Source organism: Streptomyces sp. NPDC088730 (genome assembly GCF_044751215.1).
In the GTDB taxonomy this organism is placed as follows: domain Bacteria; phylum Actinomycetota; class Actinomycetes; order Streptomycetales; family Streptomycetaceae; genus Streptomyces.
Map to the genome: position 1 here is coordinate 26,335 of NZ_JBIVLK010000027.1, position 25,657 is coordinate 51,991.

27 protein-coding genes are annotated in these 25,657 nt (G+C 69.1%); 4 read left to right on the forward strand and 23 right to left on the reverse strand.

Going from position 1 to position 25,657, the window contains the following annotated elements; translation table 11 throughout:
- Window positions 1–22: 22 nt before the first annotated feature.
- The 11 genes from ACIP89_RS36695 to ACIP89_RS36745 all read right to left on the reverse strand — a co-directional run bounded on the left by ACIP89_RS36695 (window position 23) and on the right by ACIP89_RS36745 (window position 9,262).
- Window positions 23–931: a diacylglycerol kinase gene (locus ACIP89_RS36695; protein WP_402118796.1), complete on the reverse strand. Its 909-nt coding sequence runs from the start codon at window positions 929–931 to the stop codon at window positions 23–25.
- Window positions 932–948: 17 nt separating this feature from the next.
- Window positions 949–1,914, reverse strand: coding sequence for a twin-arginine translocase subunit TatC (gene tatC / locus ACIP89_RS36700; protein WP_401929888.1), 966 nt, complete (start codon window positions 1,912–1,914; stop codon window positions 949–951).
- 47 nt (window positions 1,915–1,961) lie between these two features.
- Window positions 1,962–2,255 carry a Sec-independent protein translocase subunit TatA gene (tatA, locus tag ACIP89_RS36705; RefSeq protein WP_401930258.1) on the reverse strand — a complete coding sequence of 98 codons (294 nt, stop codon included), beginning with the start codon at window positions 2,253–2,255 and terminating at the stop codon, window positions 1,962–1,964.
- Between the two features lie 244 nt (window positions 2,256–2,499).
- Window positions 2,500–2,697, reverse strand: coding sequence for a hypothetical protein (locus tag ACIP89_RS36710; protein WP_073737398.1), 198 nt, complete (start codon window positions 2,695–2,697; stop codon window positions 2,500–2,502).
- An 84-nt stretch (window positions 2,698–2,781) separates the two neighbouring features.
- Window positions 2,782–3,060 (reverse strand): hypothetical protein, encoded by a 279-nt coding sequence (locus ACIP89_RS36715; protein WP_401929886.1) that lies wholly within the window; start codon window positions 3,058–3,060, stop codon window positions 2,782–2,784.
- Between the two features lie 17 nt (window positions 3,061–3,077).
- Complete coding sequence (locus ACIP89_RS36720) at window positions 3,078–4,034, reverse strand: YafY family protein (RefSeq protein WP_073737396.1); 957 nt, start codon at window positions 4,032–4,034, stop codon at window positions 3,078–3,080.
- A gap of 15 nt (window positions 4,035–4,049) precedes the next feature.
- Window positions 4,050–5,003, reverse strand: a complete 954-nt coding sequence (locus ACIP89_RS36725; RefSeq protein ID WP_401929884.1) for a helix-turn-helix transcriptional regulator — start codon at window positions 5,001–5,003, stop codon at window positions 4,050–4,052.
- 113 nt (window positions 5,004–5,116) lie between these two features.
- Window positions 5,117–5,488 carry an FKBP-type peptidyl-prolyl cis-trans isomerase gene (locus ACIP89_RS36730; protein WP_401929882.1) on the reverse strand — a complete coding sequence of 124 codons (372 nt, stop codon included), beginning with the start codon at window positions 5,486–5,488 and terminating at the stop codon, window positions 5,117–5,119.
- Window positions 5,489–5,533: 45 nt separating this feature from the next.
- Window positions 5,534–6,490 carry an FKBP-type peptidyl-prolyl cis-trans isomerase gene (locus ACIP89_RS36735; protein WP_401929880.1) on the reverse strand — a complete coding sequence of 319 codons (957 nt, stop codon included), beginning with the start codon at window positions 6,488–6,490 and terminating at the stop codon, window positions 5,534–5,536.
- 141 nt (window positions 6,491–6,631) lie between these two features.
- The gene (pafA, locus tag ACIP89_RS36740) at window positions 6,632–7,993 is read right to left on the reverse strand and encodes a Pup--protein ligase (RefSeq protein ID WP_073737392.1); all 1,362 of its coding nucleotides are present in this window, start codon (window positions 7,991–7,993) and stop codon (window positions 6,632–6,634) included.
- 9 nt (window positions 7,994–8,002) lie between these two features.
- Window positions 8,003–9,262: an MFS transporter gene (locus ACIP89_RS36745; RefSeq protein WP_401929878.1), complete on the reverse strand. Its 1,260-nt coding sequence runs from the start codon at window positions 9,260–9,262 to the stop codon at window positions 8,003–8,005.
- A gap of 130 nt (window positions 9,263–9,392) precedes the next feature.
- On the opposite strand from ACIP89_RS36745, the gene ACIP89_RS36750 reads away from it, so the two are divergent.
- The gene (locus ACIP89_RS36750; RefSeq protein WP_402118797.1) at window positions 9,393–10,430 is read left to right on the forward strand and encodes a LacI family DNA-binding transcriptional regulator; all 1,038 of its coding nucleotides are present in this window, start codon (window positions 9,393–9,395) and stop codon (window positions 10,428–10,430) included.
- 55 nt (window positions 10,431–10,485) lie between these two features.
- On the opposite strand, the gene prcA is transcribed toward ACIP89_RS36750, so the two are convergent.
- The 6 genes from prcA to arc form a co-directional block, all read right to left on the reverse strand.
- On the reverse strand, window positions 10,486–11,373 hold the full coding sequence (gene prcA / locus ACIP89_RS36755; RefSeq protein ID WP_402118799.1) for a proteasome subunit alpha: 888 nt from the start codon (window positions 11,371–11,373) through the stop codon (window positions 10,486–10,488).
- Between the two features lie 57 nt (window positions 11,374–11,430).
- Window positions 11,431–12,276 (reverse strand): proteasome subunit beta, encoded by an 846-nt coding sequence (prcB, locus tag ACIP89_RS36760; protein WP_327336099.1) that lies wholly within the window; start codon window positions 12,274–12,276, stop codon window positions 11,431–11,433.
- Window positions 12,228–12,446, reverse strand: coding sequence for an endonuclease domain-containing protein (locus tag ACIP89_RS36765; RefSeq protein WP_401929872.1), 219 nt, complete (start codon window positions 12,444–12,446; stop codon window positions 12,228–12,230). The genes prcB and ACIP89_RS36765 overlap by 49 nt, the downstream gene beginning before the upstream one ends.
- A gap of 391 nt (window positions 12,447–12,837) precedes the next feature.
- Window positions 12,838–13,056 carry a ubiquitin-like protein Pup gene (locus tag ACIP89_RS36770; RefSeq protein WP_401929870.1) on the reverse strand — a complete coding sequence of 73 codons (219 nt, stop codon included), beginning with the start codon at window positions 13,054–13,056 and terminating at the stop codon, window positions 12,838–12,840.
- 120 nt (window positions 13,057–13,176) lie between these two features.
- Window positions 13,177–14,688: a depupylase/deamidase Dop gene (dop, locus tag ACIP89_RS36775; RefSeq protein ID WP_402118803.1), complete on the reverse strand. Its 1,512-nt coding sequence runs from the start codon at window positions 14,686–14,688 to the stop codon at window positions 13,177–13,179.
- A gap of 239 nt (window positions 14,689–14,927) precedes the next feature.
- The gene (gene arc, locus ACIP89_RS36780) at window positions 14,928–16,694 is read right to left on the reverse strand and encodes a proteasome ATPase (protein ID WP_073737389.1); all 1,767 of its coding nucleotides are present in this window, start codon (window positions 16,692–16,694) and stop codon (window positions 14,928–14,930) included.
- A 241-nt stretch (window positions 16,695–16,935) separates the two neighbouring features.
- Between arc and ACIP89_RS36785 the strand changes: the two genes are divergently transcribed.
- Window positions 16,936–17,247 (forward strand): ferredoxin, encoded by a 312-nt coding sequence (locus tag ACIP89_RS36785; protein ID WP_073737388.1) that lies wholly within the window; start codon window positions 16,936–16,938, stop codon window positions 17,245–17,247.
- Window positions 17,248–17,290: 43 nt separating this feature from the next.
- Here the strand turns inward: ACIP89_RS36785 and ACIP89_RS36790 are convergent, their stop codons facing one another.
- The 3 genes from ACIP89_RS36790 to ACIP89_RS36800 all read right to left on the reverse strand — a co-directional run bounded on the left by ACIP89_RS36790 (window position 17,291) and on the right by ACIP89_RS36800 (window position 20,347).
- Window positions 17,291–17,890 (reverse strand): hypothetical protein, encoded by a 600-nt coding sequence (locus ACIP89_RS36790; protein ID WP_402118805.1) that lies wholly within the window; start codon window positions 17,888–17,890, stop codon window positions 17,291–17,293.
- Between the two features lie 240 nt (window positions 17,891–18,130).
- Window positions 18,131–19,036, reverse strand: a complete 906-nt coding sequence (locus ACIP89_RS36795; protein WP_024490918.1) for a tRNA (adenine-N1)-methyltransferase — start codon at window positions 19,034–19,036, stop codon at window positions 18,131–18,133.
- Between the two features lie 60 nt (window positions 19,037–19,096).
- Window positions 19,097–20,347 carry a site-2 protease family protein gene (locus ACIP89_RS36800; protein WP_401930256.1) on the reverse strand — a complete coding sequence of 417 codons (1,251 nt, stop codon included), beginning with the start codon at window positions 20,345–20,347 and terminating at the stop codon, window positions 19,097–19,099.
- A gap of 171 nt (window positions 20,348–20,518) precedes the next feature.
- On the opposite strand from ACIP89_RS36800, the gene ACIP89_RS36805 reads away from it, so the two are divergent.
- Together ACIP89_RS36805 and ACIP89_RS36810 are read left to right on the forward strand one after the other, a co-directional pair.
- A complete protein-coding gene (locus tag ACIP89_RS36805) occupies window positions 20,519–21,364 on the forward strand; it encodes a RecB family exonuclease (RefSeq protein ID WP_401930255.1) in 846 nt (281 codons plus the stop codon).
- A 9-nt stretch (window positions 21,365–21,373) separates the two neighbouring features.
- Complete coding sequence (locus tag ACIP89_RS36810) at window positions 21,374–22,045, forward strand: response regulator transcription factor (RefSeq protein ID WP_311306640.1); 672 nt, start codon at window positions 21,374–21,376, stop codon at window positions 22,043–22,045.
- 36 nt (window positions 22,046–22,081) lie between these two features.
- Here ACIP89_RS36810 and ACIP89_RS36815 read toward each other — a convergent pair whose 3' ends face one another.
- From ACIP89_RS36815 to ACIP89_RS36825, 3 genes are all read right to left on the reverse strand, one after another.
- The gene (locus ACIP89_RS36815; RefSeq protein WP_402118808.1) at window positions 22,082–23,683 is read right to left on the reverse strand and encodes an ABC transporter substrate-binding protein; all 1,602 of its coding nucleotides are present in this window, start codon (window positions 23,681–23,683) and stop codon (window positions 22,082–22,084) included.
- Window positions 23,684–24,056: 373 nt separating this feature from the next.
- Window positions 24,057–24,758 (reverse strand): HAD family hydrolase, encoded by a 702-nt coding sequence (locus ACIP89_RS36820; protein ID WP_401929862.1) that lies wholly within the window; start codon window positions 24,756–24,758, stop codon window positions 24,057–24,059.
- 120 nt (window positions 24,759–24,878) lie between these two features.
- On the reverse strand, window positions 24,879–25,657 hold a 779-nt coding region (locus tag ACIP89_RS36825), incomplete at its 5' end, for a vitamin B12 dependent-methionine synthase activation domain-containing protein (RefSeq protein ID WP_401929860.1).

The window sequence follows — 25,657 nt, forward strand, 5'->3', positions numbered from 1 at the left end:
GGGTCCGACAGTGACGCGATCTTTAATCCACCGCGGCAGAACCCGCTCCGAGCACTCTGACGGCGCCCCTCACGCAGGTCGCGGTCAGTGGCAGCGCGCCGAACGGTTCGCCGTCCGCGTACGCGGTGACGCCGACGGCTTCGAGCGTGATCGAGGAGACCCGGTGCACGGTGACGGCCGGGTGGCCGAGATGGGTGCCCTTGTAGACCTTGGGAAACACCTTGAGCAGGGTGGTGCGGCTGCAGTCGCCCACCACGGTGACGTCGAACAGTCCGTCGTCCATGACGGCGTCCGCGCAGATCCGCATGCCGCCGCCGTATGTCGATCCGTTGCCGACGGCTATGAGGGTCGCCGCGATCTCCTGGGCCGGTCCGCTGTCGAGGCTCATCCGGTAGGCGATGGGCCGGAACGCGGCGAGTTCGGCGAGGATCGCCAGGTCGTACTTGAACCGGCCGCCGACCCAGCGCATCCGGTTGCCCCGGTCGTTGACCCGGGAGTCGAAGCCGGAGGCGAGCACGGACCCGAACCACCGATCCCCGGCCCGGCCGAGGTCGATCTCGCGGACGAGGCTTTCCTTGAGTGCCTGGGCGGCCAGCCGGCCGGCCGCGGCCGGATCCCGTACCGGCAGGCCGAGGGCCCGGGCGAAGTCGTTGCCGGTGCCGACGGCCACCACGCCGAGCGGCGTCCGGGTACCGGCCACGGCCTGCAGGGCGAGCGACATCATCCCGTCCCCGCCGACGGCCACCAGCGCGCCGGTCCCCCCGGCCACGGCCTCGCGGGCCCGCCGCAACGCGTCGTCGGCGTCCTCACCGAGGACCGTACGGACGGAGAATCCGGCGTCCCGCAACGCGGAAGCGGCCGGCTGCGCGGCGTGCGCGCCCCGGCCGCGTCCCGCGGTGGGATTGACGAAGAGGGTGATCTCGCTGGTCACCCGGGGACCCTACAAGGTCAGGTGATGTCGTCGTAACCGTTCGACCGAGGCGATCGTCCGCCGTCCCGTTCCCCGTCGGCCTGTTCGGGCAACGAGGGCCGCGACGCCGAGACGTTCTCCATCTCGCCGATGTCCTCGGGGGTGAGATCGAGCTCCGAGGCCTCGTCGTCGTCCAGCTCGGCGTCGGGGTTGTTCCGCCGCCTGCGCCGGTCGTTGGCCAGGCAGATGCCGAGTGCCAGGAAGTAGAGCAGCACGATCGGAGCTGCCAGCGTGATCATCGTCAGCGGGTCGCCCGTGGGCGTGGCGACCGCGGCGAAGATCGTGATGCCCATGACCATGCCGCGCCACCAGCCCGCGAGCCGCTTGGCCGTGAGCACCCCGGTGAAGTTCAGCAGGACGAGCAGGAGCGGCAGCTCGAAGGCGAGACCGAAGACGACCACCATGCGCGTGACGATGTTCAGGTAGTCGTCGACGGGCAGCAGGTTCGTCGTGTTGTCGGGGGTGAATTCGAGCAGGACCGCGGCCGTCTGCGGCATCAGCTTGTAGGCGAGGGCGGCACCCACGAGGAACAGCGGCACACCCGCGCCGACGAAGCTCAGCGCGTACTTCTTCTCGTGCTTGTGCAGACCCGGCGCGAGGAACGCCCAGAGCTGGTAGAGCCAGACGGGAGTGGAGAGCACCACGCCCGCCATGAGGGAGACCTTGAGCGCGATGGAGAACGGGGCGACCAGACCGTTCACCGTCATCTCGGCGCACGGGTGGCCGTTCTCCTGGACCTTCCTGCCGTTGGTGCAGCCGACCGACTCCAGGATGGGACGGATCAGGAAGTCGATCAGGTCCTTGTAGAAAAAGGCCGTGATCGAGGTGATGACGATGACCGCCAGGACCGCGATCAGCAGTCGGTTACGCAACTCACGCAGGTGATCAGCGAGAGGCATCCGCCCCTCGCCGTCCTTCTCCTGCTTGCGGGCAGACTTGAGCAACCCACTTCCCTCGTCTCGTGCGGCAGCTGCGGGGAATGCGTCAGCTGTCAGCTCTGGGTGGTGGGCTTCGCTTCACTCACGGGGCGGGAGCTCGTCACATCGCCGGGGGAGGCCTGGATGGTGCGCGCGGCGGCGGCCTGCTGAGCCGCCTGGTCCGCGGCGGCCACGTCCGTCGGGGTCGCCGGCTCGTCGTCCTTCTTCATGGCCTTGGCCTCGCTCTTGAGGATGCGGGCCGACTTGCCGAGCGAACGGGCCATGTCAGGAAGCTTCTTGGCACCGAACAACAGGAGAACGACAGCGATGATCAGAACGATCTCTAGAGGCTTCAGATTGCCCATGATGTGCTTCCTTCTCGCTGAGGCGGCTGGAGGTGGGCTCGCTGCCCTTGGGTCGGACTGCCCTTGGTTCGGACACTCGTCCGACCTATTCGCTGGGAGCGATCGTAACCCGCAGGAGTAAACGCGAGGCAATGCCCGTGCATACTTTGGCTAGCGGCCAGCACCTCCCTGCCCAGGCCGCCACCAGCAGCGTACCCCCCGGAACTGAGAAACAGGAGGCCGTGCCCGCCCTGATCGGACAGGCCGCCTACCTCAGGGTTTCACCCGTGGCCGCGAGATCGGTGGCCGCGTGCTCCAGATCCTCCGCGGCCCGGTTGATGCGCTCCGTGGTACGCGTCACCTGGTGACCGAGGCGCTGGGCCTCGATGAACACCCGGATGGCCAGCACGCCCAGGACGGCGATGCCGAGGAACCCCAGGGCGATGGCGAGCATGGGCCAGAACATCCGCAGAGCCTCGATGTTTCTCGTGTCCGGGTCCGGATAGGACCGATGTGATCTGTCTTGAGGGGAGCCGCTGCCGTCCGGCTTCTACCGGCCGCTGTGCAGGCGCAGTGTCCGTACGCCGCCGTCGGTGAGCAGCTCCACGATCCGCTCCCCCGCGGTCCTGCGGACGGCGGCGTCGCACTCGGGGCAGGTGAAGGAGTAGAACGTCGTCCGGCTGGTGGCACCGATCGCGAGCCGGATGGCGCCCGCCGTCAGCTCGAACCGGGCACGGCAGTCGGGGCAGGCGGCCCGGAACCGTACGGACTCGGGAACGACGACGGTCGGAACGGATGAAACATCCGACACCACGGACAGGTTGCTCATGTCTCCTCCGCCGCCCCTCAGGCCGGGCCGTCGTAGGCGGTGAGTGCCGCCCGCGCCGCCCGCCGCGCGCTCTGCGCCAGCTCCGGCGGCGAGACGATGCGCCCCTCCCTGCCGAGCCGGAGCGCCAGCCGGCGCAGCGAGGCCGGATCAGGCGTCCGCAGAGTGATCCGCATGCCTCCGTCGGGCAGCTCGTGAGCGCTGTCGTGCGGGTAGTACTCCGCGACCCAGCGCCCGCCGGGACCCACCTCCACCACGACCTCCGGATCCTCTGCGGCGGGCTGGACCAGCCCCTCCGACAGGTCCCGCAGCTCCAGCTCGGGCGGCGCGGCAGGCTCGTCGAGCAGCCGGATCTCGGCGACCCGGTCGAGGCGGAAGGTGCGCCGGTCCTCCGAGGACCGGCACCAGGCCTCCATATACGTGTGTCCGACGGCGAACAGCCGGATCGGGTCCACCTCGCGCTCGGTGAGCTCGTCGCGGGCGGGCGAGTAGTAGCGCAGCCAGAGCCGGCGCCGCTCGGAGATCGCCCGGTCCACATCCGCGAAGACGCCGCCCTCCGACTCGAAGGTGACCGAGAGCCGGGAGCTGGCCGCCCCCACCTCACCGGCCGCGGCCTCCAGCTTGGCGGTGGCGCGCAGCAGCGCCTGCCGGTCGCTCTCCCGCAGTCCGGGCAGCGTCGCGACGGCGCGGGCGGCGACCAGCAGGGCCGTCGCCTCGTCGGCGGCGAGCCGGAGCGGCTCCGCGACGTCGTCCGGGTTGTGCCACCAGATCCGGTCGCCGTCGGTGTCGATGTCCAGCAGATCGCCGCCGCGGAAGCTCGTCCCGCACATGGGCAGCACGTCGAGGTCCGAGATGAGCTCGTCCTCGGTGATCCCGAAGGCCCGTGCGACGTCCTGGACGTGGGCGCCGGGGCGCTCCCGCAGATACGTCACCAGCGAGAGCATCCGGCGGGTCTGGTCGATGGCGTTCGTGGCCATGAGTACGGGTCCCCCTCAGTCCTTGGCCACGGCGCGCAGCCGGTCCACCACATCGGCCCGCAGATCAGCGGGTTCCCGCACGACCACGTCCGGACCGAACTCGACGAGCCAGGCGTCCAGACCGTGTCCGTACGGGATCTCCAACTCCTCCCACCCGTCTCCGAGTTCCCGGACCGATATGGCCCGTGCCCGCAGCGGGTAGCCGGAGCCGGTCCGCAGCCTGATCAGCGCGGTACGGGTAGCCGTCTCCCCCGCCCAGCTCTCGACGGTCTCGCGGACGGTGACGACGTCGGGCACCTCGGCGGTGAACGCGCCGGCCCGGGAGCGCACCTTGCCGTCGATCCGGGAGAGCCGGAAGACCCGCTCGGCGCCCCTGCCCCGGTCCCAGCCGGCCAGATACCAGTGCCCTCGCCAGCACTCCAGCGTCCAGGGCTCGACCTGGCGCTGCTCGGGGCGGGCGGCGTTGGCCTTGCGGTAGTCGAAGGTCACGGGGCGGCGGTCCCGGCAGGCCAGCATCAGCGGTTCGAAGGCGGCCTCGTGGACGGGGATGCGGGGTTCGAGGGCGCTGTGCACCTCGTAGGCGTCCTCTGCCTCCGGCATGCCCGCGGCGCGCAGCTTCTGCAGGGCGCCGCTGGCCGCACCGGCCAGCCGGGCCTGCTGCCAGACCTTGGCGGCCAGCCCGAGCGCGGCGGCCTCCTCGGCGTCCAGCGTGATCGGGGGCAGCCGGTTGCTGTCGCGACGGGCGAGATAGCCGGTGTCGCCGTCCAGGTTCTCCACGGTCTCGATGACCAGACCGAGCTCGCGCAGATCGTCCTTGTCACGCTCGAACATCCGGTTGAAGGCGTCGTCGGAGCCCGCTTCCAGGTAGGCCTCGATGGAACCGCGCAGTTCGCGCTTGCTGAGCGGGCGCCGGGTCCCCAGCAGACACAGTGCCAGGTTCATCAGCCGCTCGGCCTTGGCAATCGCCATCGACGCCCTTTCTGTTTTGCGCTACGACCCTCGACCGTACCGCTCCGGGGGTTCTGGACGAAAGCGAGGGCCCGTGCCTTGCGGCACGGGCCCTCGCGACACACGGGTGCGGATCAGACAGCGACCAGGTCGCAGACGAAGATCAGCGTCTCGCCCGGGGCGATCTTGCCGCCGGCGCCGCGGTCACCGTAGGCAAGGTGCGCGGGGATGGTCAGCTGGCGACGGCCGCCGACCTTCATGCCCTGCACGCCCTTGTCCCAGCCCGCGATGACCTGACCGCCGCCGAGCAGGAACTGGAGCGGAGCGCCGCGGTTCCAGGAGGCGTCGAACTCCTCGCCGGTGGAGAAGGACACGCCCACGTAGTGGACGGAGACGGTCTGGCCGGCCTCGGCCACCGGGCCGTCGCCTTCCCAGATGTCCTTGATCTCCAGGTCGGCCGGCGGCTCGCCACCCGGGAAGTCGACCTCGGGCTTCTCGATGCTCACTGACTTTGCTCCTCTAAAATGATGAACTGGGCAACCGGGACAGTCTTACATCTTCGCCAGGATGTCCACGGCGAAGACCAGCGTCGAGTTCGCCGGGATGGACTGCTGGGCCTTGCCGCCGAAGGCCTGGTCCGGCGGGACGACGAGCAGCACGCGGCTGCCGATCTTCTTCCCGATCAGGCCGTTCTTGAGCCCCTTGAGGGTGACCTGGGCCAGCGGGAAGGTCTGCGTCTTGCCCGTCGCGTAGGTGCTGTCGAACGTCTTGCCGTCCTTCCACAGCAGGCCCACGTAGTTCACGACGACGCTGTCGGTCCCCTTGACGACCTCGCCCTTGGACTCCAGGACGTAGTTGGAGACCAGCTTCTTGGGCGGGGTGGACTTGCTGGGGATCTTGACGGTGGGCGCCTTGCCGTCCGTGTTGGTGCCCACCTTCGGCAGGTCGACGTTGTCCTGGGCGACCTCGCTGCCCTTGGCGGACGCGGGGATCTGCTTCGCCTTCAGGATGTCGACGACGAAGACGAGGGTGGAGTTCGGCTTGATGTCGCCCTGGCCCTGCGCGCCGTACCCGAGGTCCGGCGGGATGACCAGCTCGACCCTGCTGCCGACCTTCTGGCCGACGAGGCCCTTGTCCCAGCCCTGGATGACCATGCCGGCGCCGAGGGTCAGGTCGAACCCCTGCTTGCGGTCGAAACTGTTGTCGAACGGCTTGGTGGAGTCCCACGCCTGTCCCAGGTAGTTGACCTGGATCGCGTCGCCGTTCTTGAGCTTCGCGCCGTCGCCCTCACTGACAACGTTGGTCTTGAGCTCCTTGGGCGGTGTTCCCGAGCCCTTGGCCAGGGTGGGCTTCTCGCCGAACTTCGCGCCCGCGGTGATTGCGGGGAATCCGCCCTTGGAGGGAGCGGACGCGGAGGCGGAAGCGGAGTCGGAGCCCTTGTCGTCGCTACCGCAGGCGGCTGACAGCAGCAGCAGGGGGACGACTAGAAGGCCGGCAAGTCGGCGCACTGGTTCCTCAGATCTCAGACGACACATTTGTTGGGGCAGGCCCCATGGGGGTCCCCGACACTCTAGGGCGTCGAAAGGGCCCCGTACGAGGAACGTACGGGGCCCGAGTCGCACATGAGCCGAGGCGCGTCCCGCGCCGGCTCACATACCCGCGATCAGCTTCTCCACCCGGTCGTCCACGGAACGGAACGGGTCCTTGCACAACACCGTGCGCTGCGCCTGGTCGTTGAGCTTGAGGTGGACCCAGTCGACGGTGAAATCCCGGCGCTGCTCCTGGGCCCGCCGGATGAAGTCGCCGCGGAGCCGGGCCCTGGTGGTCTGCGGGGGCACCGACTTGCCCTCGAAGATCTTCAGGTCGTTGCAGATACGGGCGGCCTGCCCCTTGCGCTCCAGCAGGTAGTACAGGCCTCGGCGGCGATGGATGTCGTGGTAGGCGAGGTCTATCTGGGCGACCCGCGGATTCGACATGGTCATGTTGTGCTTGCCCCGGTACCGCTCGATGAGCTTGTACTTCATGACCCAGTCGATCTCGGTACCGATCCGGTCGAGGTCCTCGGCCTCGATCGCGTCCAGCGTGCGGCCCCACAGTTCGAGGACCTTCTCGACGTTGCCCGTACGGATGCCGCGGCGGTCGACGAAGTCCACGGCCTTCTCGTAGTACTCGCGCTGCACCTCGATGGCGGACGCCTCGCGGCCGCTGGCCAGGCGCACCTTGCGCTGTCCCGTGATGTCGTGGCTGACCTCCCGGATCGCCCGGATGGGGTTCTCCAGGGTCAGGTCCCGCATCACCGTGCCCGCCTCGATCATGCGGAGCACCAGATCGGTGGCGCCGACCTTGAGCAGCATGGTCGTCTCGGACATGTTGGAGTCACCGACGATGACATGGAGGCGGCGGTACCGCTCCGCGTCCGCGTGCGGTTCGTCCCGGGTGTTGATGATCGGACGGGAGCGTGTCGTCGCGGAACTGACGCCCTCCCAGATGTGCTCGGCACGCTGGCTGACACAGTAGACGGCGCCCCGCGGGGTCTGCAGCACCTTGCCGGCACCGCAGATCAGCTGCCTCGTGACGAGGAAGGGAATGAGGATGTCCGCGAGCCGGGAGAATTCTCCGTGCCGGGCCACGAGGTAGTTCTCATGGCATCCGTAGGAGTTTCCGGCCGAATCGGTGTTGTTCTTGAAGAGATAGACGTCGCCCGCGATTCCCTCCTCGTGCAGACGGCGTTCGGCGTCGACGAGCAGGCCTTCGAGAATGCGCTCGCCGGCCTTGTCGTGCGTGACCAGCTCGGTCAGGTTGTCGCATTCGGGGGTGGCGTATTCCGGATGCGATCCCACGTCGAGGTAGAGGCGGGCGCCGTTCCGCAGAAAGACATTGCTGCTGCGGCCCCATGACACAACACGGCGGAAGAGGTAGCGCGCCACTTCATCAGGAGACAGTCGGCGCTGTCCCCTGAACGTGCACGTGACGCCGTACTCGTTCTCCAGCCCGAAAATGCGGCGGTCCATGACTGAACATTACGCCTGATGGCCCGAGCTGAAACCGGGTTCGACGGCACCGTTTCGATCATTTTCCGATCCTCGCACCGCGACAGCACTACGCCCGGGAGCTGCGAGGACCCTTCCGGTGGCCAGCAGAACGAGCAGCGCCGCCACTCCACCGGCCCCCGCCACGGCGAAGCTCCACGCCGTCCCGCCCAGCTCCACGGCCGGTCCAGCCACGGCCGTCCCGGCCGCCGCACCCACCCCGAACGTCGTCACCAGCCACGAAAAGGCCTCCGTCACCGTGCCCCGGGGCGCGTGCCGGTCGACGACGATGAACGAGCAGGCGATCGCGGGCGCCAGGAACACTCCCGCGACCCCGGCCAGCACGGTCATCGCCACCACGCCCGGGGTCAGCGTCAGCGGCAGGTAGCCCAGGGCGAGCAGCGCCACGATCACCCGCAGCCGGCGCTCGGGCGGCCCCGACCACTGCCGCGCCCCGTACACCGCGCCGCCGATCAGCGCGCCGAGCCCCAGGGCGGCCATCAGCCAGCCGTAGACGGACTCCTGGCCCCGGTCGTCGGCGTAGGCCACGCCCGCCACCGTGATGGAGCCCAGCGCCAGCCCGACGAAGAAGAACGAGCCGAGCAGGACCAGCAGCCCCGGCGAACGGAGCGCACCCAGCCAGTGCGCCTCGCGCGGCGCGGAGCGCCAGGTCCTGGACGGCTCGGACAGGACGACGGACAGCGCCCCCAGGACCCCTATCGCGTTGATCACGAGGAGCGCGGCGGCGGGCGACCAGAGGGAGACCAGCAGGGTCACCAGCAGCGGCCCCACCGTGAACATGACCTCCTGCGCGACCGCGTCCATGGCGTACGCCCGGTGCACCCGGTCCTCACTGCCGAGGACGCTCGGCCACAGGGCCCGCAGCCCGCCCTCCAGGGGAGGTGTGGCGACGCCCGCGAGGGCCACGGCCCCGTAGGCGAGCGGCAGCGACCCGAAGCCCGCCACGGCGAGCAGGGTCATCCCGATGGCGGACAGGACGGCGGCGGGCAGTTGGACGCGCGGCTGGCCGTACAGGTCCACGGCGCGGCCCAGCAGCGGCTGTCCGACCGCCGTGCCCAGTCCGTACACCGCGGCGAGCGCGCCCGCCAGGGCGTAGCTGCCGCCCTCCGCGCGGGTGAACAGGACGATCGCGATGGGGGCGGTGCCGTTGGGCAGCCGCCCCACGAGAGTGCCGGTCAGCAGCCGGGCGGCATGCCGCGCCCGGAGGATGTCCAGATATCCCGCGGCCATGTCCCGCCCCTCTCCCCGGGACGCCTTCCGGCCACCCTAGGTGTTACGTATAACTTCCTGGTTCATACGTACCATGTGACCAGCCGCAGGTCCACCTCACGGCGCCTGCCCGACCGGCCCGGAGGCCCGAGTGACCAGCCCAGCACAACCCGCCCCCTCCCGGCCCACCAGCCGTGACGTGGCACGGGCCGTCGGCGTCTCGCAGGCCACCGTCTCCCTGGTCCTCGGCGGCAAATGGCGCGGCCGGGTCTCCTCCGCCACCGCGGACCGGGTGCGGGAGGCCGCCCACGAGCTCGGGTACCGGCCGAATCTCGCCGCCCGTAATCTGCGCCTGGGCCGCACCAGGACCGCCCTGCTCGTCGTGCCGGCCCTCACCAACGAGTTCTTCGCCCGGGTGTACACCGGGGCCGCCGCCGTCGCCGCGGAGCACGGCTTCGGCGTCGTCCTCTACCCCTCGCCCGACGGCACCGGTCCGGCCCGGGACCCCTTCGCCTCGGCCCGCGCCGCGCTCGACGGGGTCATCGCCTCATCGATGGCCGCCGACGCGCTGGGCGCGCTGCACGGGGCCGACCTGCCGCTGGTCATGCTCGACAGCGACCCCTCGGCCCCGGGTCCGGCGGCCCGCGTCAACCTCGATGTCGCCGACGGGATGCGCCAAGTGACGGAGCATCTGCTCGCCCTCGGCCACCGCCGCTTCGTCCATCTCGCCTCGGCCGTCGGCACCTGGACGTTCGCGGTCCGCGCCGAAGCCGTCCGGGACACCCTGCGCGGCGTGCCCGGCGCCGGGGTACGCACCGTACCGGCGGCGCTTGACGTACGGGCCGGCCACGCGGCCGCGGAACGTGCGCTGGCCCTTCCCGGCCCCCGGCCCACCGCCATCGTCTGCGATGACGACATCCTGGCCGCGGGCGCCTGCAAGGCGGCGCGACGGCTCGGACTGCGGGTACCTGACGACCTCTCCGTGACCGGCTTCGACGATCTGTCCCTGGCCACGGCCGTGGAGCCCGAACTCACCACGGTGCGGCTGCCCGCCGAACAGGTCGGTGAGCGCGGCATGAGCGCCCTGCTGGCCGTTCTGGACGGCCGCACGGCCGAGACCGGCAGTCTGCCGGTGCACCTGGTCGTCCGGGGCTCGTCCGCTCCCCCGCCGGCGGACCGGCCCACATGACGGAGCCCCGGCCCGCCGGGAGGCGGACCGGGGCTCAGCCGTGCAGCGGAACGAACTACTCGACGTCCCCGCCGGAGTCGGTGGAGCTGGAGCCGGCCGAACCGGAATCCGCGGAATCGTCGGAGTCGGTGACGGCCTTCTTGGCGGTGGACTTGCCGCTCGGCTTGCCGGTGGCCGTCGACGTGGTGCTGTCGTCGCCGTCCTCCGTGTCCGAGGGGGCGTCCGTCGGCGTCGAGCCGGCACCGTCGGCCTCCAGCAGCCGCGCCAGCTGCCGGCCGACGATTCGCTTGAACTTGCGCTGCTGCGGCCTCGTACGGTCCAGGACCGCGACCTCCAGCCGGTCCGCGGGGATCTCCCGCTCGCTGCCGTTGGGGTCACGGGAGAGCGCCTGCACCGCCAGCTTCAGCGCCTCGGCCAGCGACATCCCGTCACGGTGCCGCTGGTCCAGGAAGGTGCTGATCTGCTCCGCGCTGCCACCGACGGCGACCGAGCCGTGCTCGTCCACGATCGAGCCGTCGTGCGGCAGCCGGTAGATCTGGTCACCGTCCGCCGCCGCGCCCACCTCGGCGACGACCAGCTCCACCTCGTACGGCTTCTCGGCCGCACTGGAGAAGATGGTGCCGAGCGTCTGCGCGTAGACGTTGGCCAGTCCACGGGCCGTCACATCGTCGCGGTCATAGGTGTATCCGCGCAGATCCGCATAGCGCACACCGCCGATGCGGAGATTCTCGTACTCGTTGTACTTACCGGCGGCGGCGAAACCGATCCGGTCATAGATCTCGCTGAATTTGTGCAGCGCACGGGACGGGTTCTCGCCGACGAACACAATGCCGTCGGTGTACTGCAGCACAACCAGGCTGCGACCACGGGCGATGCCCTTCCGGGCGTATTCCGCCCGGTCGGCCATGGCCTGCTGAGGTGAGACATAGAACGGCGTCGACACCGGCTATCCGTCCCTTTCTGTCAGTGACAAGAGCATCGAAGAAGGCTGGGCACGGGGTCAGAGCAGCTCGGCGCGCGGGCCGTCGGGCTGTTCCAGCCTTCGTTCCAGAACCGAGCGGGCGATGTCGGCGGATTCCGTCTCGGCCAGCTTCCGGAAACCCTCGTCGGTGATGACGGTGATGATCGGATAGATGCGCCGGGCGACGTCGGGCCCACCGGTCGCCGAGTCGTCGTCCGCGGCGTCGTACAGCGCCTGCACGACCAGAGTGAGCGTCTGCTCCTGCGTCAGGTCCTCGCGGTAGAGCTTCTTCATGGAGGTGCGGGCGAAGATCGACCCGGAGCCCGTGGAGGCGTAGCCCTGCTCCTCCGAGCGGCCGCCGGTGACGTCGTACGAGAAGATCCGGCCCCGCTCGCGGTCGACGTCGTAGCCGGCGAAGAGCGGCACCACGGCGAGCCCCTGCATGGCCATCGCCAGATTGCTCCGGATCATCGTGGAGAGCCTGTTCGCCTTGCCCTCCAGGGAGAGCTGGGCACCCTCGACCTTCTCGAAGTGCTCCAGCTCCAGCTGGAAGAGCTTGACCATCTCCACGGCCAGCCCGGCCGTACCGGCGATACCCACCGCCGAGTACTCGTCGGCCGGGAACACCTTCTGAATGTCGCGCTGCGCGATCATGCTGCCCATGGTCGCCCGCCGGTCACCGGCCAGCACCACGCCGCCGGGGAACGAAGCCGCGACGATGGTCGTCCCGTGCGGGGCCTCGATGGCCCCCTTCATGGGCGGCAGCTGCCGGTTACCCGGCAGCATCGCGGGCGACTGGTCGGTCAGGAAGTCCATGAAAGAGGACGATCCCGGCGTCAGGAAGGCAGCTGGTAGACGCCCGGTGCTACGAGTGTTGGCTTCCACGCGTTTCCCTCCAGGTAAGCGATGGCCCTGCGCAAGGTGTCAGGATCATCCCCCAACTTGCCGATGGCCGAATTGCGGTTGAAGCACGGTACGCCTCGGACCCTACCCGTCTGGCGGCAGTGATCCACATGTACCGCCGGAGCAGCCGGACAGATCCTGCCGACACCCATTGCGAGGAGATCGTGTCGTCGCGCTGAGCCACGGTCATGCCGTACCGGCGCTCCAGGTGACCCTCGCGTCTCTGGACCGACTCGCACGTTTCGCAGAGCGTCGCCGGGCCGTCGGGGGCGGTCGATTCGGGGTGCCGTTCGCCATGCGGACCGCCCTCACCACACGGCCGGCACTCCTCGTGGCCCCGCGGAACGTGCGCACGCTCCCGCACCGGCTCTCCCTGCGCCTCGCGACGGCGCCGGCAATGCGCGGCGCCATAAGCAGCCACGCACTCCCGGCACCGAGGCTGAAGCCCGTCGCGCCGGTTCCTGTCCGACGCGAACGAAGCCGGTGGCAACCCCTGCTCACGGCCGGAGCGCCACCGCACCGCCAACGATGGGGACACCTCGCCTACTGTCCGCCTTTTTGAACGAAGCTTCGAACGAAGTCCTCGGCATTGGCCTCAAGGACGTCATCGATCTCGTCGAGGACGTCGTCGACGTCGTCGCTCAGCTTGTCCTGTCGCTCCTGCAGATCCTCGGATGCCTGCGCGTCCTGCGCCTGCTCCTCGGTCCCCTCGGTGGAACGCGTCGCCTTCTGCTGTCCGCCGCCGGTGTCCTTGGTCGCCATATAGCTCACCCCGCTCGGTTCGAAGCACTTGATCAGACCCTACCTATGGGGTCCGACATTGGCCCGGTACTTGTCTCAACGTCCGGAGGTCATCGGAATGATTCCCAGCCGAGGGCCCTTTCAGCCGCCCGCGAGCACCCGGACCAGCTCTTCCGCGGTACGACAGCGGTCCAGGAGGTCCTTGACGTGTTCACGGGTGCCCCGGAGCGGCTCCATGGTGGGCACCCGCTGCAGGGAGTCGTGGCCCGGAAGATCGAAGATGACCGAATCCCAGGAGGCCGCCGCGACGTCGTCCGCGTACTGCTCCAGGCAGCGGCCGCGGAAATACGCCCTGGTGTCCTCCGGCGGCGCCGTACGGGCCTGCTCGACCTCGTTCTCGTCCAGCAGGCGGTGCATCCTGCCGCGGGCCGCCAGACGGTTGTACAGGCCCTTGTCGGGCCGTACGTCGGCGTACTGGAGGTCCACCAGGTGCAGCCGGGGTGCGTCCCAGTCGAGGCTGTCCCGGCGGCGGTAGCCCTCCATGAGCTCCCGCTTGGCGATCCAGTCCAGCTCGCGGGAGAGGCTCATCGGATCGTTCTCCAGCCGGTTGAGCGTGTCCTCCCAGCGGATCAGGATGTCCTTGGTCTGCTCGTCGGCGTCCGCCCCGTACCGCTCCTCGACGTACTTTCTGCCGAGCTCGAAGTACTCCATCTGGAGCTGTACAGCGGTGAGTGTCCGGCCGCTGCGCAGAGTGACCAGCTGCTGGAGATCCGGGTCGTGGGACACCTGGTGCAGCGTGCGCACCGGCTGGTCGACGGCCAGGTCGACGTTGATGAAGCCGTCCTCGATCATGGAGAGGACCAGCGAGGTGGTGCCCAGCTTGAGGTAGGTGGAGATCTCCGAGAGATTCGCGTCGCCGATGATCACATGCAGCCGGCGGTACTTCTCGGCGTCCGAGTGGGGCTCGTCGCGGGTATTGATGATCGGCCGCTTGAGCGTGGTCTCCAGGCCGACCTCGACCTCGAAGTAGTCGGCGCGCTGGCTGATCTGGAAGCCGTGCTCGTGGCCGTCCTGGCCGATTCCGACCCGTCCGGCTCCGGTGACGACCTGGCGCGAGACGAAGAACGGGGTCAGGTGGCGCACGATGTCCGAGAACGGGGTCTCCCGCTTCATCAGGTAGTTCTCGTGCGTGCCGTACGAGGCGCCCTTGTTGTCGGTGTTGTTCTTGTAGAGGTGGATCGGCAGGGCACCGGGCAGCTGGGCCGCGCGTTCGGCGGCCTCGGCCATGATGCGCTCGCCGGCCTTGTCCCAGAGGACGGCGTCCCTCGGGTTGGTGATCTCCGGGGAGCTGTACTCGGGGTGTGCGTGGTCGACGTAGAGCCGTGCCCCGTTGGTGAGGATGACATTGGCCAGGCCGATGTCCTCGTCCGTGAGCTGGCTGGAGTCGGCGGTCTCGCGGGCGAGGTCGAAGCCTCGCGCGTCTCGCAGCGGGTTCTCCTCCTCGAAATCCCAGCGGGCTCGGCGCGCCCGGTGCATCGCCGCCGCGTAGGCGTTGACGATCTGGGACGAGGTGAGCATGGCATTGGCGTTGGGATGGCCGGGCACGGAGATCCCGTACTCGGTCTCGATGCCCATTACTCGCCGTACGGTCATGCGGCCCTCCTTGCCCGGCGGCGCTCCCTTCCGGGAGCGGCGCTCAAGTACCGCTGCTTGTCCGGTGCGTGCGCGGTGTTGCCCGTACCCGCACTGCGCGACCGGGCGGTATGCATGAGCCTAGAGCGCCTCTGCGCTGGTGGGGAGATCAATTACGTCATTGCTGCGGTGTCGTCGCGGCTGTCCGGAAAGCAACCGGCTGCGGATGCCCGGCCGGGCATCCGCAGCCGGTCCGCGTTCTACAGGTACTGCCCGGTGTTCGCCACCGTGTCGATGGACCGCCCGGTGTCCGCGCCCTGCTTTCCGGTGACGAGTGTGCGGATGAAGACGATCCGCTCACCCTTCTTGCCGGAGATCCTGGCCCAGTCGTCCGGGTTGGTGGTGTTCGGCAGGTCCTCGTTCTCCTTGAACTCGTCCACACACGCCTGGAGGAGATGGGAGACGCGAAGGCCCTTCTGGCCCTGGTCGAGGAAGGCCTTGATGGCCATCTTCTTGGCCCGGTCGACGATGTTCTGGATCATCGCGCCGGAGTTGAAGTCCTTGAAGTACAGGACCTCCTTGTCGCCGTTGGCGTACGTCACCTCAAGGAATCGGTTCTCCTCGGACTCGGTGTACATCCGTTCGACGACCGACTGGATCATGGCGTGCGCGGCGGCCTCCTTGGAGCCGGTGTGCTCCGCGAGGTCGTCGGCGTGCAGGGGCAGTGAGGGCGTGAGGTACTTCGCGAAGATGTCCTTCGCGGCCTCCGCGTCCGGACGCTCGATCTTGATCTTCACATCGAGGCGGCCGGGCCGCAGGATCGCGGGGTCGATCATGTCCTCGCGGTTGGAGGCGCCGATCACGATGACGTTCTCCAGGCCCTCGACGCCGTCGATCTCGGCGAGCAGCTGGGGGACGATGGTGTTCTCCACGTCCGAGCTGACGCCGGATCCCCGGGTGCGGAAGAGCGACTCCATCTCGTCGAAGAAGACGATGACGGGGGTGCCCTCACTCGCCTTCTCGCGGGCACGCTGGAAGACCAGGCGGATGTGGCGCTCGGTCTCACCGACGTACTTGTTGAGGAGTTCGGGACCCTTGATGTTGAGGAAGTAGCTCTTGCCGGCGGGCTGGCCGGTGACTTCGGCGACCTTCTTCGCGAGGGAGTTGGCGACGGCCTTGGCGATGAGTGTCTTGCCGCAGCCGGGCGGGCCGTAGAGCAGGATGCCCTTCGGTGGCCGCAGTTCGTGCTCCTTGAAGAGGTCTGGGTGCAGATAGGGGAGCTCGACCGCATCGCGGATCAGCTCGATCTGGTCGCCCAGGCCGCCGATCTTGTTGTAGTCGATGTCCGGGACTTCTTCGAGGACGAGTTCCTCGACCTCGCTCTTGGGAACGACTTCATAGACGTAGCCGGACCTGGGTTCGAGCAGCAGGGCGTCGCCGGGACGGATGGTGATGTCCAGCAACGGCTCGGCGAGCCGCACCACCCGTTCCTCGTCGGTGTGCCCGACCACCAGGGCCCGTTCGCCGTCCTCAAGGATCTCCTTGAGGGTGACGATGTCCCCGGCCCGCTCGAATTCCATGGCGTCGACCACGTTGAGCGCTTCGTTGAGCATGACTTCCTGGCCGCGCCGGAGGTCTTCGAGCTCAACGCTGGGACTGACGTTCACCCGGAGCTTGCGGCCCCCGGTGAAGATGTCGCAGGTGCCGTCCTCGTTGGCCTGCAGGAACACACCGAAGCCGGCCGGTGGCTGTGCCAGCCGGTCGACCTCTTCCTTGAGGGCCACGATCTGGTCGCGGGCCTCGCGGAGTGTGCTGGCGAGCCGCTCGTTCTGAGCGGACACGCCCGCGAGGTTGGTCTGGAACTCGACGATCCGCTCTTCGAGAATCCTCGTATGACGCGGAGAGTCGGCGAGCTTACGTCGCAGGACGGCGATTTCCTGCTCAAGATAGGCGACCTGGCCGGCTGGGTCATCGGACCCCCGCCCGGGCCGGATGCCGCGGTTGGTGTCGTCGTCGTGGGCTGCCACGGTCCTCACCTCCTCCAAGGGGAGCTGGACGCTTCCTGACCCTACCTGGGTGGGTGATGATTGAAACCCCTAGATCACAAAGACTGTGAGGCGTGTCCGATCTTCACCCTTGCGCTCCCCCTCGTGTCAGGGGAATACCCACCCTTCAACATCGGAAAGCGGCCGGTTGTATCGTCGAAGTGTTCAACACCCGTCAGGGCTGGCTTTTTCTGGTCCGGATACGCAGGAAACGGCAGGCGAAATGACCGCGCAGCAGGACGCTCCCACCGGTGGCGACACGCAGGACCTGGAGGTCTGGATCGATCAGGACCTCTGCACGGGGGACGGCATCTGTGTGCAGTACGCGCCCGAGGTCTTCGAGCTGGACATCGACGGACTCGCCTATGTGAAGAGCGACGCGGACGAACTGCTGCAGGACAAGGGGGCGACCACCCCGGTGCCGTTGCCGCTCCTCCAGGACGTGGTCGATTCGGCCAAGGAGTGTCCGGGCGACTGTATTCATGTACGACGCGTTTCGGACAGGGTCGAGGTCTTCGGCCCCGAGGCCGCCTGAGCCGCCGGCCGCGGCGGCCGGGGGCTGCGGAGAGGGGCGGCCGTCAGGCGTTGCCGCCGGCGGAGTCGTCGGAGTCGTCGGAGAGGCTGTTGCGTACGAAAGCCCCGTTCTGCCACTGCCAGGTGACCTTCTCCTGCTCGTCGGGGCAGCAGGACGGGACCGAGGGCGAGGAGTAGCCGAGGAGCGTCGCGGAGACGACGCCCTCACGCACGGTGAAGTCACCGACGCTCATCTTCTGGGCGGGGTCGACCAGGGTCGCGACGATCCTGGGCGCGGCCCCGCTCTCCTGTGTGAGGACGTACACGCCGCTGGGCGGGGTGCCCAGTCCGGCCGCGCAGTGGACCACCGCCACGGTTTCCGGGCGGCCGTCGCCGTCGAGGTCTCCGGGAGCCTCCTTGGCGACCGTGTTGCCGGCGTGGCCGCACTTCAGGGGGAACGCCGCACGGGCGGGGTCGGGCGGGGCCACGGAGGCCGTGCCGTGTTGCACCGCGGTGCGGTGGGGCGCGGTGGAGGCCGAGGCGGCCGTGTCGGGCTGGAGCAGGCCGGCTGCCGCGACGACGGCGGCCATGGCCGCCGCGGTGGCGAGCCAGTGCAGCGCCGTGGAGCCGGTGTGCGCGAGGTCCGGGAGCGCGGAGGTCTGCACGCGGGATGTCTCCTGTGGTTCCTGTGGTGCGGAATGGCTGAGAGGCAGTGCCGTCGGCAGGGTGTCGGCGGCCGGGTGGCGAGTGGCCAGCATCGTGCCACACCTCACACACCGGCGGAACGGTGGGGTACCCGGGAATCGCCCGCCTGCGGGGCGCGGTACGCGCACAACGGAAAGGCGCCGCCGCCCAGTTCCCCGCTCTGTCCGGGAACTGGGCGGCGGCGCGAACGCGTTGCCCGGTCAGTCGGCGGCGGTGCCGCTCTGGCTGCCGGGTCCGCTGTAGTCGTCGCCGTAGGCGCCCTTGGAGGGGCGGCGGCGGCGCGGCGGGGCCTGGACCCCGTCGGCCAGCCGGCGGGCGGTGACGAGGAAGCCGGTGTGGCCGATCATCCGGTGGTCCGGGCGGACGGCGAGGCCCTCGACGTGCCAGTTGCGGATCATCGATTCCCAGGGCTGCGGTTCCGCGAAGCAGCCGATCTCACGGATGGACTCGACCGTGCGGGAGAGCTGGGTGGTGGTCGCCACGTACGCGCAGAGGATGCCGCCCGGGACGAGCGCCTTGGAGACGGCGTCCAGGCACTCCCACGGCGCGAGCATGTCCAGGACGACGCGGTCGACGTCGGTCTCCGTCAGGTTGTCCTGGAGGTCACCGACGGTGAGCTGCCAGGCGGGGTGCGGGCTGCCGAAGTAGCGCTCGACGTTCTGCTGGGCGATCTCGGCGAAGTCCTCGCGGCGCTCGTAGGAGTGCAGCATGCCCTGCTCGCCGATGGCGCGGAGCAGGAAGGTGGAGAGGGCACCGGATCCCACGCCGGCCTCCACGACGCGGGCGCCGGGGAAGATGTCGCCGAAGGCCAGGATCTGCCCCGCGTCCTTGGGGTAGACCACGGCGGCGCCGCGGGGCATGGACAGGACGTAGTCGGGGAGCAGGGGGCGCAGCGCGAGGTAGACGACGTTCCCCGTGGTGCGGACAACACTGCCTTCGGGAGCACCGATCAGCTCGTCGTGCGAGAAAGAACCCTTGTGGGTGTGGAAGTTCTTTCCGGCTTCGAGCGTGAAGGTGTAGTGGCGTCCCTTGGGATCGGTGAGCTGGACCTGGTCCCCGACCTTGAAGGGCCCACGTCGGCGGGCGGCACCGGTCGGTTCAGACATGTGACCAGCGTACCGGTGTTTCCGTGGGCTCCGACCGCGCGTCCGGGTCCGGCCGCGGGGTCAGGCGGCGGGGCGGGCCATGGCGGCGACGAATGCGCGTTCGACGTCGGCCGTGGACAGTACGCCGTAGATCTCGCCGGTGTCCTCGACGACGAGGTACTCGGTGGCGGGGCTGGCCTTGAGCCGGTCCAGGAGGGCTTCGCCGGCGAGTTCGGCGGAGACCTTCATGCCTTCGGTGAGGTCCTGGGCGAGGCCGCTGACGGCGACCCAGGGGCGGCGGTGCTCGGGGACCGCGACGATGGCGGCCTCCCGGACGACGGCCTTGGGCTCGCCGTTTCCGTCGACGACGACGAGGGCGCGGGCGCCCGCCTCGTTGGCGCGCCGCAGCGCTTCGGAGAGCGGGGTGGCGGCCTCGACCGGTACCGCGCGCCTGGTGAGGGCGCGGGCGCGCAGATCGGGGAGGTGTTCGCGGAGCCGGGCCATGCGCAGGCTGTTGCCCGCTCCGGTCCAGATGATGGCGGCGAGGACCGCGGCGAGCAGGGCGTCGATGACGGTGTCCATGCCGCTGAGGCTCTCGGTGTCGTTGCCGAAGGACCCGGTGCGGGTGAGGAGGGGCAGGCCGACGAGGGTGCTGACGGCGAGGGCGCGGCCGACCCAGGCGGCCGCGACGGTGCCGCTCATCGGGCGGCCGGTGACCTTCCAGACGACGGCGCGGAGCATCCGGCCGCCGTCGAGCGGGAGGCCGGGCAGCAGGTTGAAGACGGCGACGATGAGGTTGGAGATCATCAGTCCGCCCAGGAGCACTCCGGGGACGGTGCCGCGTTCGACGAAGTTCAGCGGGATGTAGAAGGCGCCGGCCAGGACGAGGGAGAGCAGCGGGCCGACGAAGGCGAGGACGAATTCGCGGCCGGGGGTCTCGGATTCCTTCTCGATCTCGGAGACGCCGCCGAAGAACTGGAGCTGGATGCGGCGTACCGGCAGTTTGTAGCGCAGTGCGACCACGGTGTGCGCGAGTTCGTGGACGAGCACGGAGGCGTAGAAGGCGATGGCGAAGAAGAGCGCGACGAGGTAGCGCGCCGCGCCGAGGCCGGGCAGCACCCGGTCGAGCTGGCCGCCGAAGACCCAGGTGATCAGGGCCGCGACGAGGAACCAGCTCGGTGCGACGTAGACGGGTACGCCGAAGGGGCGGCCCATCAGGATGCCGCCTCCGGGCTCTTCGCGGCGCGGCGGTTTGCCCTTGCCGGGGCCGGCGGCGGGGTCCGTTCCCCCTGCGCCGGGCTGCGGCCGCCCGCTGTTGCCGCTCTCGTCCACGGGGTCCCTTCGGTCGGTGCCGTCCGGCACGATCATGCAGTGTCCGGGGGTCTGTGGTCGATGGTATGCCGGTTGTTGTCAGTGGCGGGTCGTAGGGTCTTCGTCATGACCTCAGTGCCGCGGCCGCCTCAGCCGCCCTCGTCCCTTTCGCCGTCGCGGGCGAGCGACTTCATGCAGTGTCCCCTGCTGTACCGCTTCCGGGTCATCGACAAGCTGCCGCAGAAGCCCAGTGAGGCCGCTACCCGGGGGACGCTGGTCCATGCGGTGCTGGAGCGGCTGTTCGACAATCCGGCGACGGAGCGGACGGCCGGCCGGGCCACGGCGCTGATCCCCGGCCAGTGGGACCGGCTGCTGGAGTCGAAGCCGGAGCTGTCGGAGCTGTTCGCGGAGGATCCGCGGGGTGAGCGGCTGTCGCGGTGGCTGTCGGAGGCGGAGCGCCTCGTGGAGCGCTGGTTCTCGCTGGAGGATCCGACGCGGCTGGAGCCGGCCGAGCGGGAGCTGTTCGTCGAGACGGAGCTGGAGTCGGGGCTGCGGCTGCGCGGGGTGATCGACCGGATCGACGTGGCGCCGTCGGGTGACGTCCGGATCGTCGACTACAAGACGGGGAAGGCGCCGCGTCCGGAGTACGCGGAGGGCGCTCTCTTCCAGATGAAGTTCTACGCGCTGGTCATCTGGCGGCTGAAGGGTGTGGTGCCGCGCCGCCTGCAGCTGGTGTACCTCGGCAGCGGGGACGTGCTGACGTACGACCCGGTGGTGGCGGATCTGGAGCGGGTGGAGCGCAAGCTGCTGGCCCTCTGGGAGGCGATCTCGCTGGCCACGGAGACCGGTGAGTGGCGGCCGAGGCCGACGAAGCTCTGCGGCTGGTGCGACCATCAGGCGCTCTGTCCCGAATTCGGCGGTACTCCCCCGGTCTATCCGCTGTCGGTACGCCCGGCGGAGCCGGAGCAGGACGTCCAGGGCAGAATGGACCCGGTCCGCGCTGAGGCCGGCCGGCCTGTGGCCCTTGAAGGACCTTAAGGAGATTCCGTGGCGATCCGCGTCCTACTGGTCGATGACCAACCGCTGCTGCGCACCGGCTTCCGGATGATTCTGGAGGCGGAGGGTGATCTCGCGGTGGTGGGTGAGGCCGGTGACGGTCTCCAGGCTCTCGACCAGGTACGGGCGCTGCAGCCCGATGTGGTGCTGATGGACATCCGGATGCCGCGGATGGACGGTGTGGAGGCGACGCGCCAGATCAGCGGTCCCGGCAAGGACGGTCCGGCGAAGGTGCTGGTGCTCACGACGTTCGATCTCGACGAGTACGTGGTGGAGGCGCTGCGCGCGGGTGCCAGTGGTTTCCTGCTGAAGGACGCTCCGGCCAATGAGCTGGTGCAGGCGATCCGGGTGGTCGCGGGCGGCGAGGCGATGCTCGCCCCGAGCATCACGCGCCGACTGCTGGACAAGTACGCGGACCATCTGCCGTCCGGCGAGGAGCCGGTGCCGGACACGCTCAACACATTGACGGACCGTGAGGTGGAGGTCCTGAAGCTGGTGGCGCGCGGCCTGTCGAATGCCGAGATCGCCGCCGACCTCTTCGTCAGTGAGACGACGGTCAAGACCCATGTGGGCCATGTGCTGACGAAGCTGGGACTGCGTGACCGGGTGCAGGCGGCGGTGTACGCCTACGAGAGCGGACTGGTGCGCCCCGGCGCCCAGTGACCGGGCCGGACGGCCGCCGGGGGCGGGGTCCGGGGCTCAGTCGGTGCTGCGGCTCAGTTCCCAGAGCTGGAGGTCGGCGGAGGAGTTGACCGCCCACTCCACTCCGGTGAGGCCGTCGAGGGAGGCGACGTACTGCTTGCCCTGCCAGACGGGGAGGACCGGGACGTCCTCCGCGACGATGTCCTGGAGCTGCTTGAAGGTCTTGGCGGCGGTGCTGCGGTCGGCCTCGCGACGGGACTGCGGGATGAGCGTCTTCTGGGCGAGGACAGATGTGTAGGGCGAGTCGAGGAAGTTGTTCCTGTCGAGGAACGGCGCCGTGTAGTTGTCCGGGTCCGGGAAGTCGGGGAACCAGCCCATGCCGTAGACGGCGTACTCGCCGCGCAGTTCGGCCGGGCGGTACTTCTCCCAGGGGGTGCCCTCGACGGTCACGTCGAAGAGGCCCGTGTCGTTGAGCTGCTTGCGCAGGGTCCTGAACTCGGCCGCGGTGGCGTCGCCGTAGTGGTCGGTCGTGTAGTGCAGGGTGAACTTCACCGGGGTGAGGATCCGGGCATCGCGCAGGATCGCGGCGGCCTTCGCCTTGCTGGGCTCGCCGTACTTGTTGAAGAACGAGTTGGTGTGTCCGGCGATGCTGGACGGGATCAGTGAGTACAGCGGTTCGGCCGTGGTGCCGTACACCTCGCTCGCGATCTGGCCCCGGTCGATGACCTGGGCCATGGCCTGGCGGACCGCCTTGTTCTTCACGGCGGGGTCGTCGGTGTCGAACCCGAGGTAGCTGATGGCGAGGCCGGGCATCTCGGTCAGCTTGATGCCGTCCTGGGGGTTCTCCAGCATCTTCCGCGACTGCTCGGGCGACATCGTGCGGGTCATCATGTCGATCTTCTTGTCGCCGAGCGCCTTGCCCATGGCGGTGGCGTCGGGGAAGAGATCGAGTTCCACCTTGTCGTTCAGCACCTTGAGATCCCCCTTGTAATGAGGGTTCTTCGTGAAGACGACTTTCACGACCTGATCGTCCTTCACTTCCGGCTTCATCGTGTACGGCCCCGAGCCGTCCACCTGGAACCCGTCGCGCGGGGAGCCCGCCGGGTATTTCGCGGGCTGGACTATTCCGGCGGGCGGGGTGGCGAGCTTGTACGGGAAGGTCGCGTCCGAGGTCCGGAGGTGGAATATGACCTCGCGCTCCCCCTTGGTCTCGACGGTGTCGATGTTGTCGAGGAGCGCGACGGGCCCATTGGCGGACTTGATGCGGATGACGCGGTCGATGGAGTACTTGACGTCCTCCGCGGTGACGGCGCTGCCGTCGGCGAATTCGAGGCCGCTGCGCAGCTTGCAGCGGTAGCTCTCGTTCTCCGTGTCGGTGAAGGAGCAGCTCTCGGCGGCCTCCGGCACCGGTTCGCCGCCGCCGCGCGGGACGTGCGTCAGCGTCTGCACGGTCTGGCGCAGCACGTTCCAGACGCCCGCCTCGTAGCCGATGGCGGGGTCGAGCGGTGCGGGGACGCCCTTCGAGCCGACGAACCGGTCCGTGGTGCCGACAACGATGGCGCCGCCGCCATCGCTCCCACCGTCCGACGCACCGCAGGCGGCGAGTACGGGCGCGAGCAGGCCGACTACGGCCGGCAGCACCAGTGTCTTGCGGTTCATCTTGGGCGTTCTCCCTCATCCGGTCATGGAGAAAACGACATTAGTAGGCGCCATCGGCGGTGCCGGACCGGAGCCGTCCGGTGCGCATTCGGTTGGTGACGGGAATGCATGAGGCGCAGCTCCCGGACGCCGGAATGATTCGTACACGGATTCATTAACCGGGACACTTGGGTACGTCAAAACGGACAGCGCGGCGAATCCCCGAACACGCAGTCGGCCATTCGGGTGACAAAGGTCACTTCAGCAGAAAAAGAATGAGCGGTTCCGGGTGTTGACATGCACCCGGCTTGCTTACACGGAAGCGCGACAGGAACTGCACGTGCGATGTCGAGAGATTTTCCGTTCATTCACAGAAATACTCTTGGTGCACGGCTCAACGCATTCCGGTGACCAGACTCCTGAGGAATGCGAGATCGACTTCTTCGAGAGAACTCACGACGACCCGGCCCGGGGCTGCGGCGATCGGTGACACGGACGGCACGGCGACCACCCGGCACCCGGCGGCCTCCGCGGCGGCCACCCCGGTCGCGGTGTCCTCGATGACCGCGCAGAGCCGAGGATCGGCCCCGAAGCCACGGGCGGCGGCGAGATAGGGCTCCGGATGCGGCTTCGTCCGGGTGACCTCGTCGCCCGCGACGGTCAGCGCGAAGTGGTGGTGGCCCACGGAGTCCAGCACCCGGTCGATGATCCGCCGGTGCGAGGCAGAGACCAGGGCGGTGGGGATCCGGTGCCTGCCCAGCTCGGCCAGCAGCCGGGCCGCTCCGGGCATCAGCGGCACACCGAGGCCGATGCGCTTCTCGAAGCGGTCGTTGAGCAGCACGGTCAGCTCGGGAAGCGTGATGCCGGCGCCGGTGGAATCGATCAGGTACCCGGCGCTGCGGGTCATCGGGCCGCCGACGACCACCTCACGCCACGCCTCGTCCAGGGTGTGCCCGAGGTCGGCGAAGACCTCCTTCTCGACGTCCCACCAGAAGCCCTCGGTGTCGACCAGGGTGCCGTCCATGTCGAGAAGCACGGCCTGCAGGGCCGCACCCTCGGCCGTACGGCTCAAGGACGTGGGGATCGTACTGGTCATCCGGCACACCTTTCATGAGGGGCGAGAAGGCCGGCCACCGTTCCCCGAAGGGAGGGTGACCGGCCTGCACTGGACCGACCAGTGTACGACTGGTCCGGCTACCACGCGTTGAACGGAGTCCTACCGCGCGTTGAAGTACTTCGCCTCCGGGTGGTGGATGACGATCGCGTCGGTGGACTGCTCCGGGTGGAGCTGGAACTCCTCGGAGAGGTGCACGCCGATCCGCTCGGGCTGGAGCAGGTCCGCGATCTTGGCGCGGTCCTCCAGGTCCGGGCAGGCGCCGTAGCCGAGGGAGAAGCGCGCGCCCCGGTACTTCAGCGCGAACATGTCCTCGACATCGGCCGGGTCCTCGCCGGCGAAGCCCAGCTCCGAGCGGACCCGGGCGTGCCAGTACTCGGCGAGCGCCTCGGCCAGCTGGACGGAGAGTCCGTGCAGCTCCAGGTAGTCGCGGTAGGCGTTGGCCTCGAAGAGCTTGGCGGTCTCGCCGCCGATCCGCGATCCGACGGTGACGACCTGGAGGCCGATCACGTCCGTCTCGCCGGACTCCTCCGGGCGGAAGAAGTCCGCCAGGCACAGCCGGCGGCCGCGGCGCTGGCGCGGGAAGGTGAAGCGGGTGCGCTCCGAGCCGTCCTCGTGCAGCAGGATCAGGTCGTCGCCCTTGGAGACGCAGGGGAAGTAGCCGTAGACGACGGCCGCTTCCAGCAGGTTCTCGGTGTGCAGCTTGTCGAGCCAGCCGCGCAGGTGCGGGCGGCCCTCGGTCTCGACCAGCTCCTCGTACGTCGGTCCGTCACCGGCGCGGGCCTGCTTGAGGCCCCATTGGCCCTTGAAGAGGGCGCCTTCGTCGAGCCAGGAGGCGTACTCCTTGAGCTGGATGCCCTTGATGACCCGGGTGCCCCAGA

Bases quoted from the DNA above. Each gene is read 5' to 3' on its own strand.
- ACIP89_RS36765 (WP_401929872.1), bottom strand. From the start codon at position 12,446: ATGGGTGTCGGCAGGATCTGTCCGGCTGCTCCGGCGGTACATGTGGAT.
- ACIP89_RS36770 (WP_401929870.1), bottom strand. From the start codon at position 13,056: ATGGCGACCAAGGACACCGGCGGCGGACAGCAGAAGGCGACGCGTTCC.
- ACIP89_RS36795 (WP_024490918.1), bottom strand. From the start codon at position 19,036: ATGTCTGAACCGACCGGTGCCGCCCGCCGACGTGGGCCCTTCAAGGTC.
- dop (WP_402118803.1), bottom strand. From the start codon at position 14,688: ATGACCGTACGGCGAGTAATGGGCATCGAGACCGAGTACGGGATCTCC.
- ACIP89_RS36715 (WP_401929886.1), bottom strand. From the start codon at position 3,060: ATGAGCAACCTGTCCGTGGTGTCGGATGTTTCATCCGTTCCGACCGTC.
- ACIP89_RS36725 (WP_401929884.1), bottom strand. From the start codon at position 5,003: ATGGCGATTGCCAAGGCCGAGCGGCTGATGAACCTGGCACTGTGTCTG.
- ACIP89_RS36745 (WP_401929878.1), bottom strand. From the start codon at position 9,262: ATGGCCGCGGGATATCTGGACATCCTCCGGGCGCGGCATGCCGCCCGG.
- ACIP89_RS36720 (WP_073737396.1), bottom strand. From the start codon at position 4,034: ATGGCCACGAACGCCATCGACCAGACCCGCCGGATGCTCTCGCTGGTG.
- ACIP89_RS36805 (WP_401930255.1), top strand. From the start codon at position 20,519: ATGCAGTGTCCCCTGCTGTACCGCTTCCGGGTCATCGACAAGCTGCCG.
- ACIP89_RS36710 (WP_073737398.1), bottom strand. From the start codon at position 2,697: ATGTTCTGGCCCATGCTCGCCATCGCCCTGGGGTTCCTCGGCATCGCC.
- pafA (WP_073737392.1), bottom strand. From the start codon at position 7,993: ATGGACCGCCGCATTTTCGGGCTGGAGAACGAGTACGGCGTCACGTGC.
- ACIP89_RS36815 (WP_402118808.1), bottom strand. From the start codon at position 23,683: ATGAACCGCAAGACACTGGTGCTGCCGGCCGTAGTCGGCCTGCTCGCG.
- ACIP89_RS36820 (WP_401929862.1), bottom strand. From the start codon at position 24,758: ATGACCAGTACGATCCCCACGTCCTTGAGCCGTACGGCCGAGGGTGCG.
- ACIP89_RS36785 (WP_073737388.1), top strand. From the start codon at position 16,936: ATGACCGCGCAGCAGGACGCTCCCACCGGTGGCGACACGCAGGACCTG.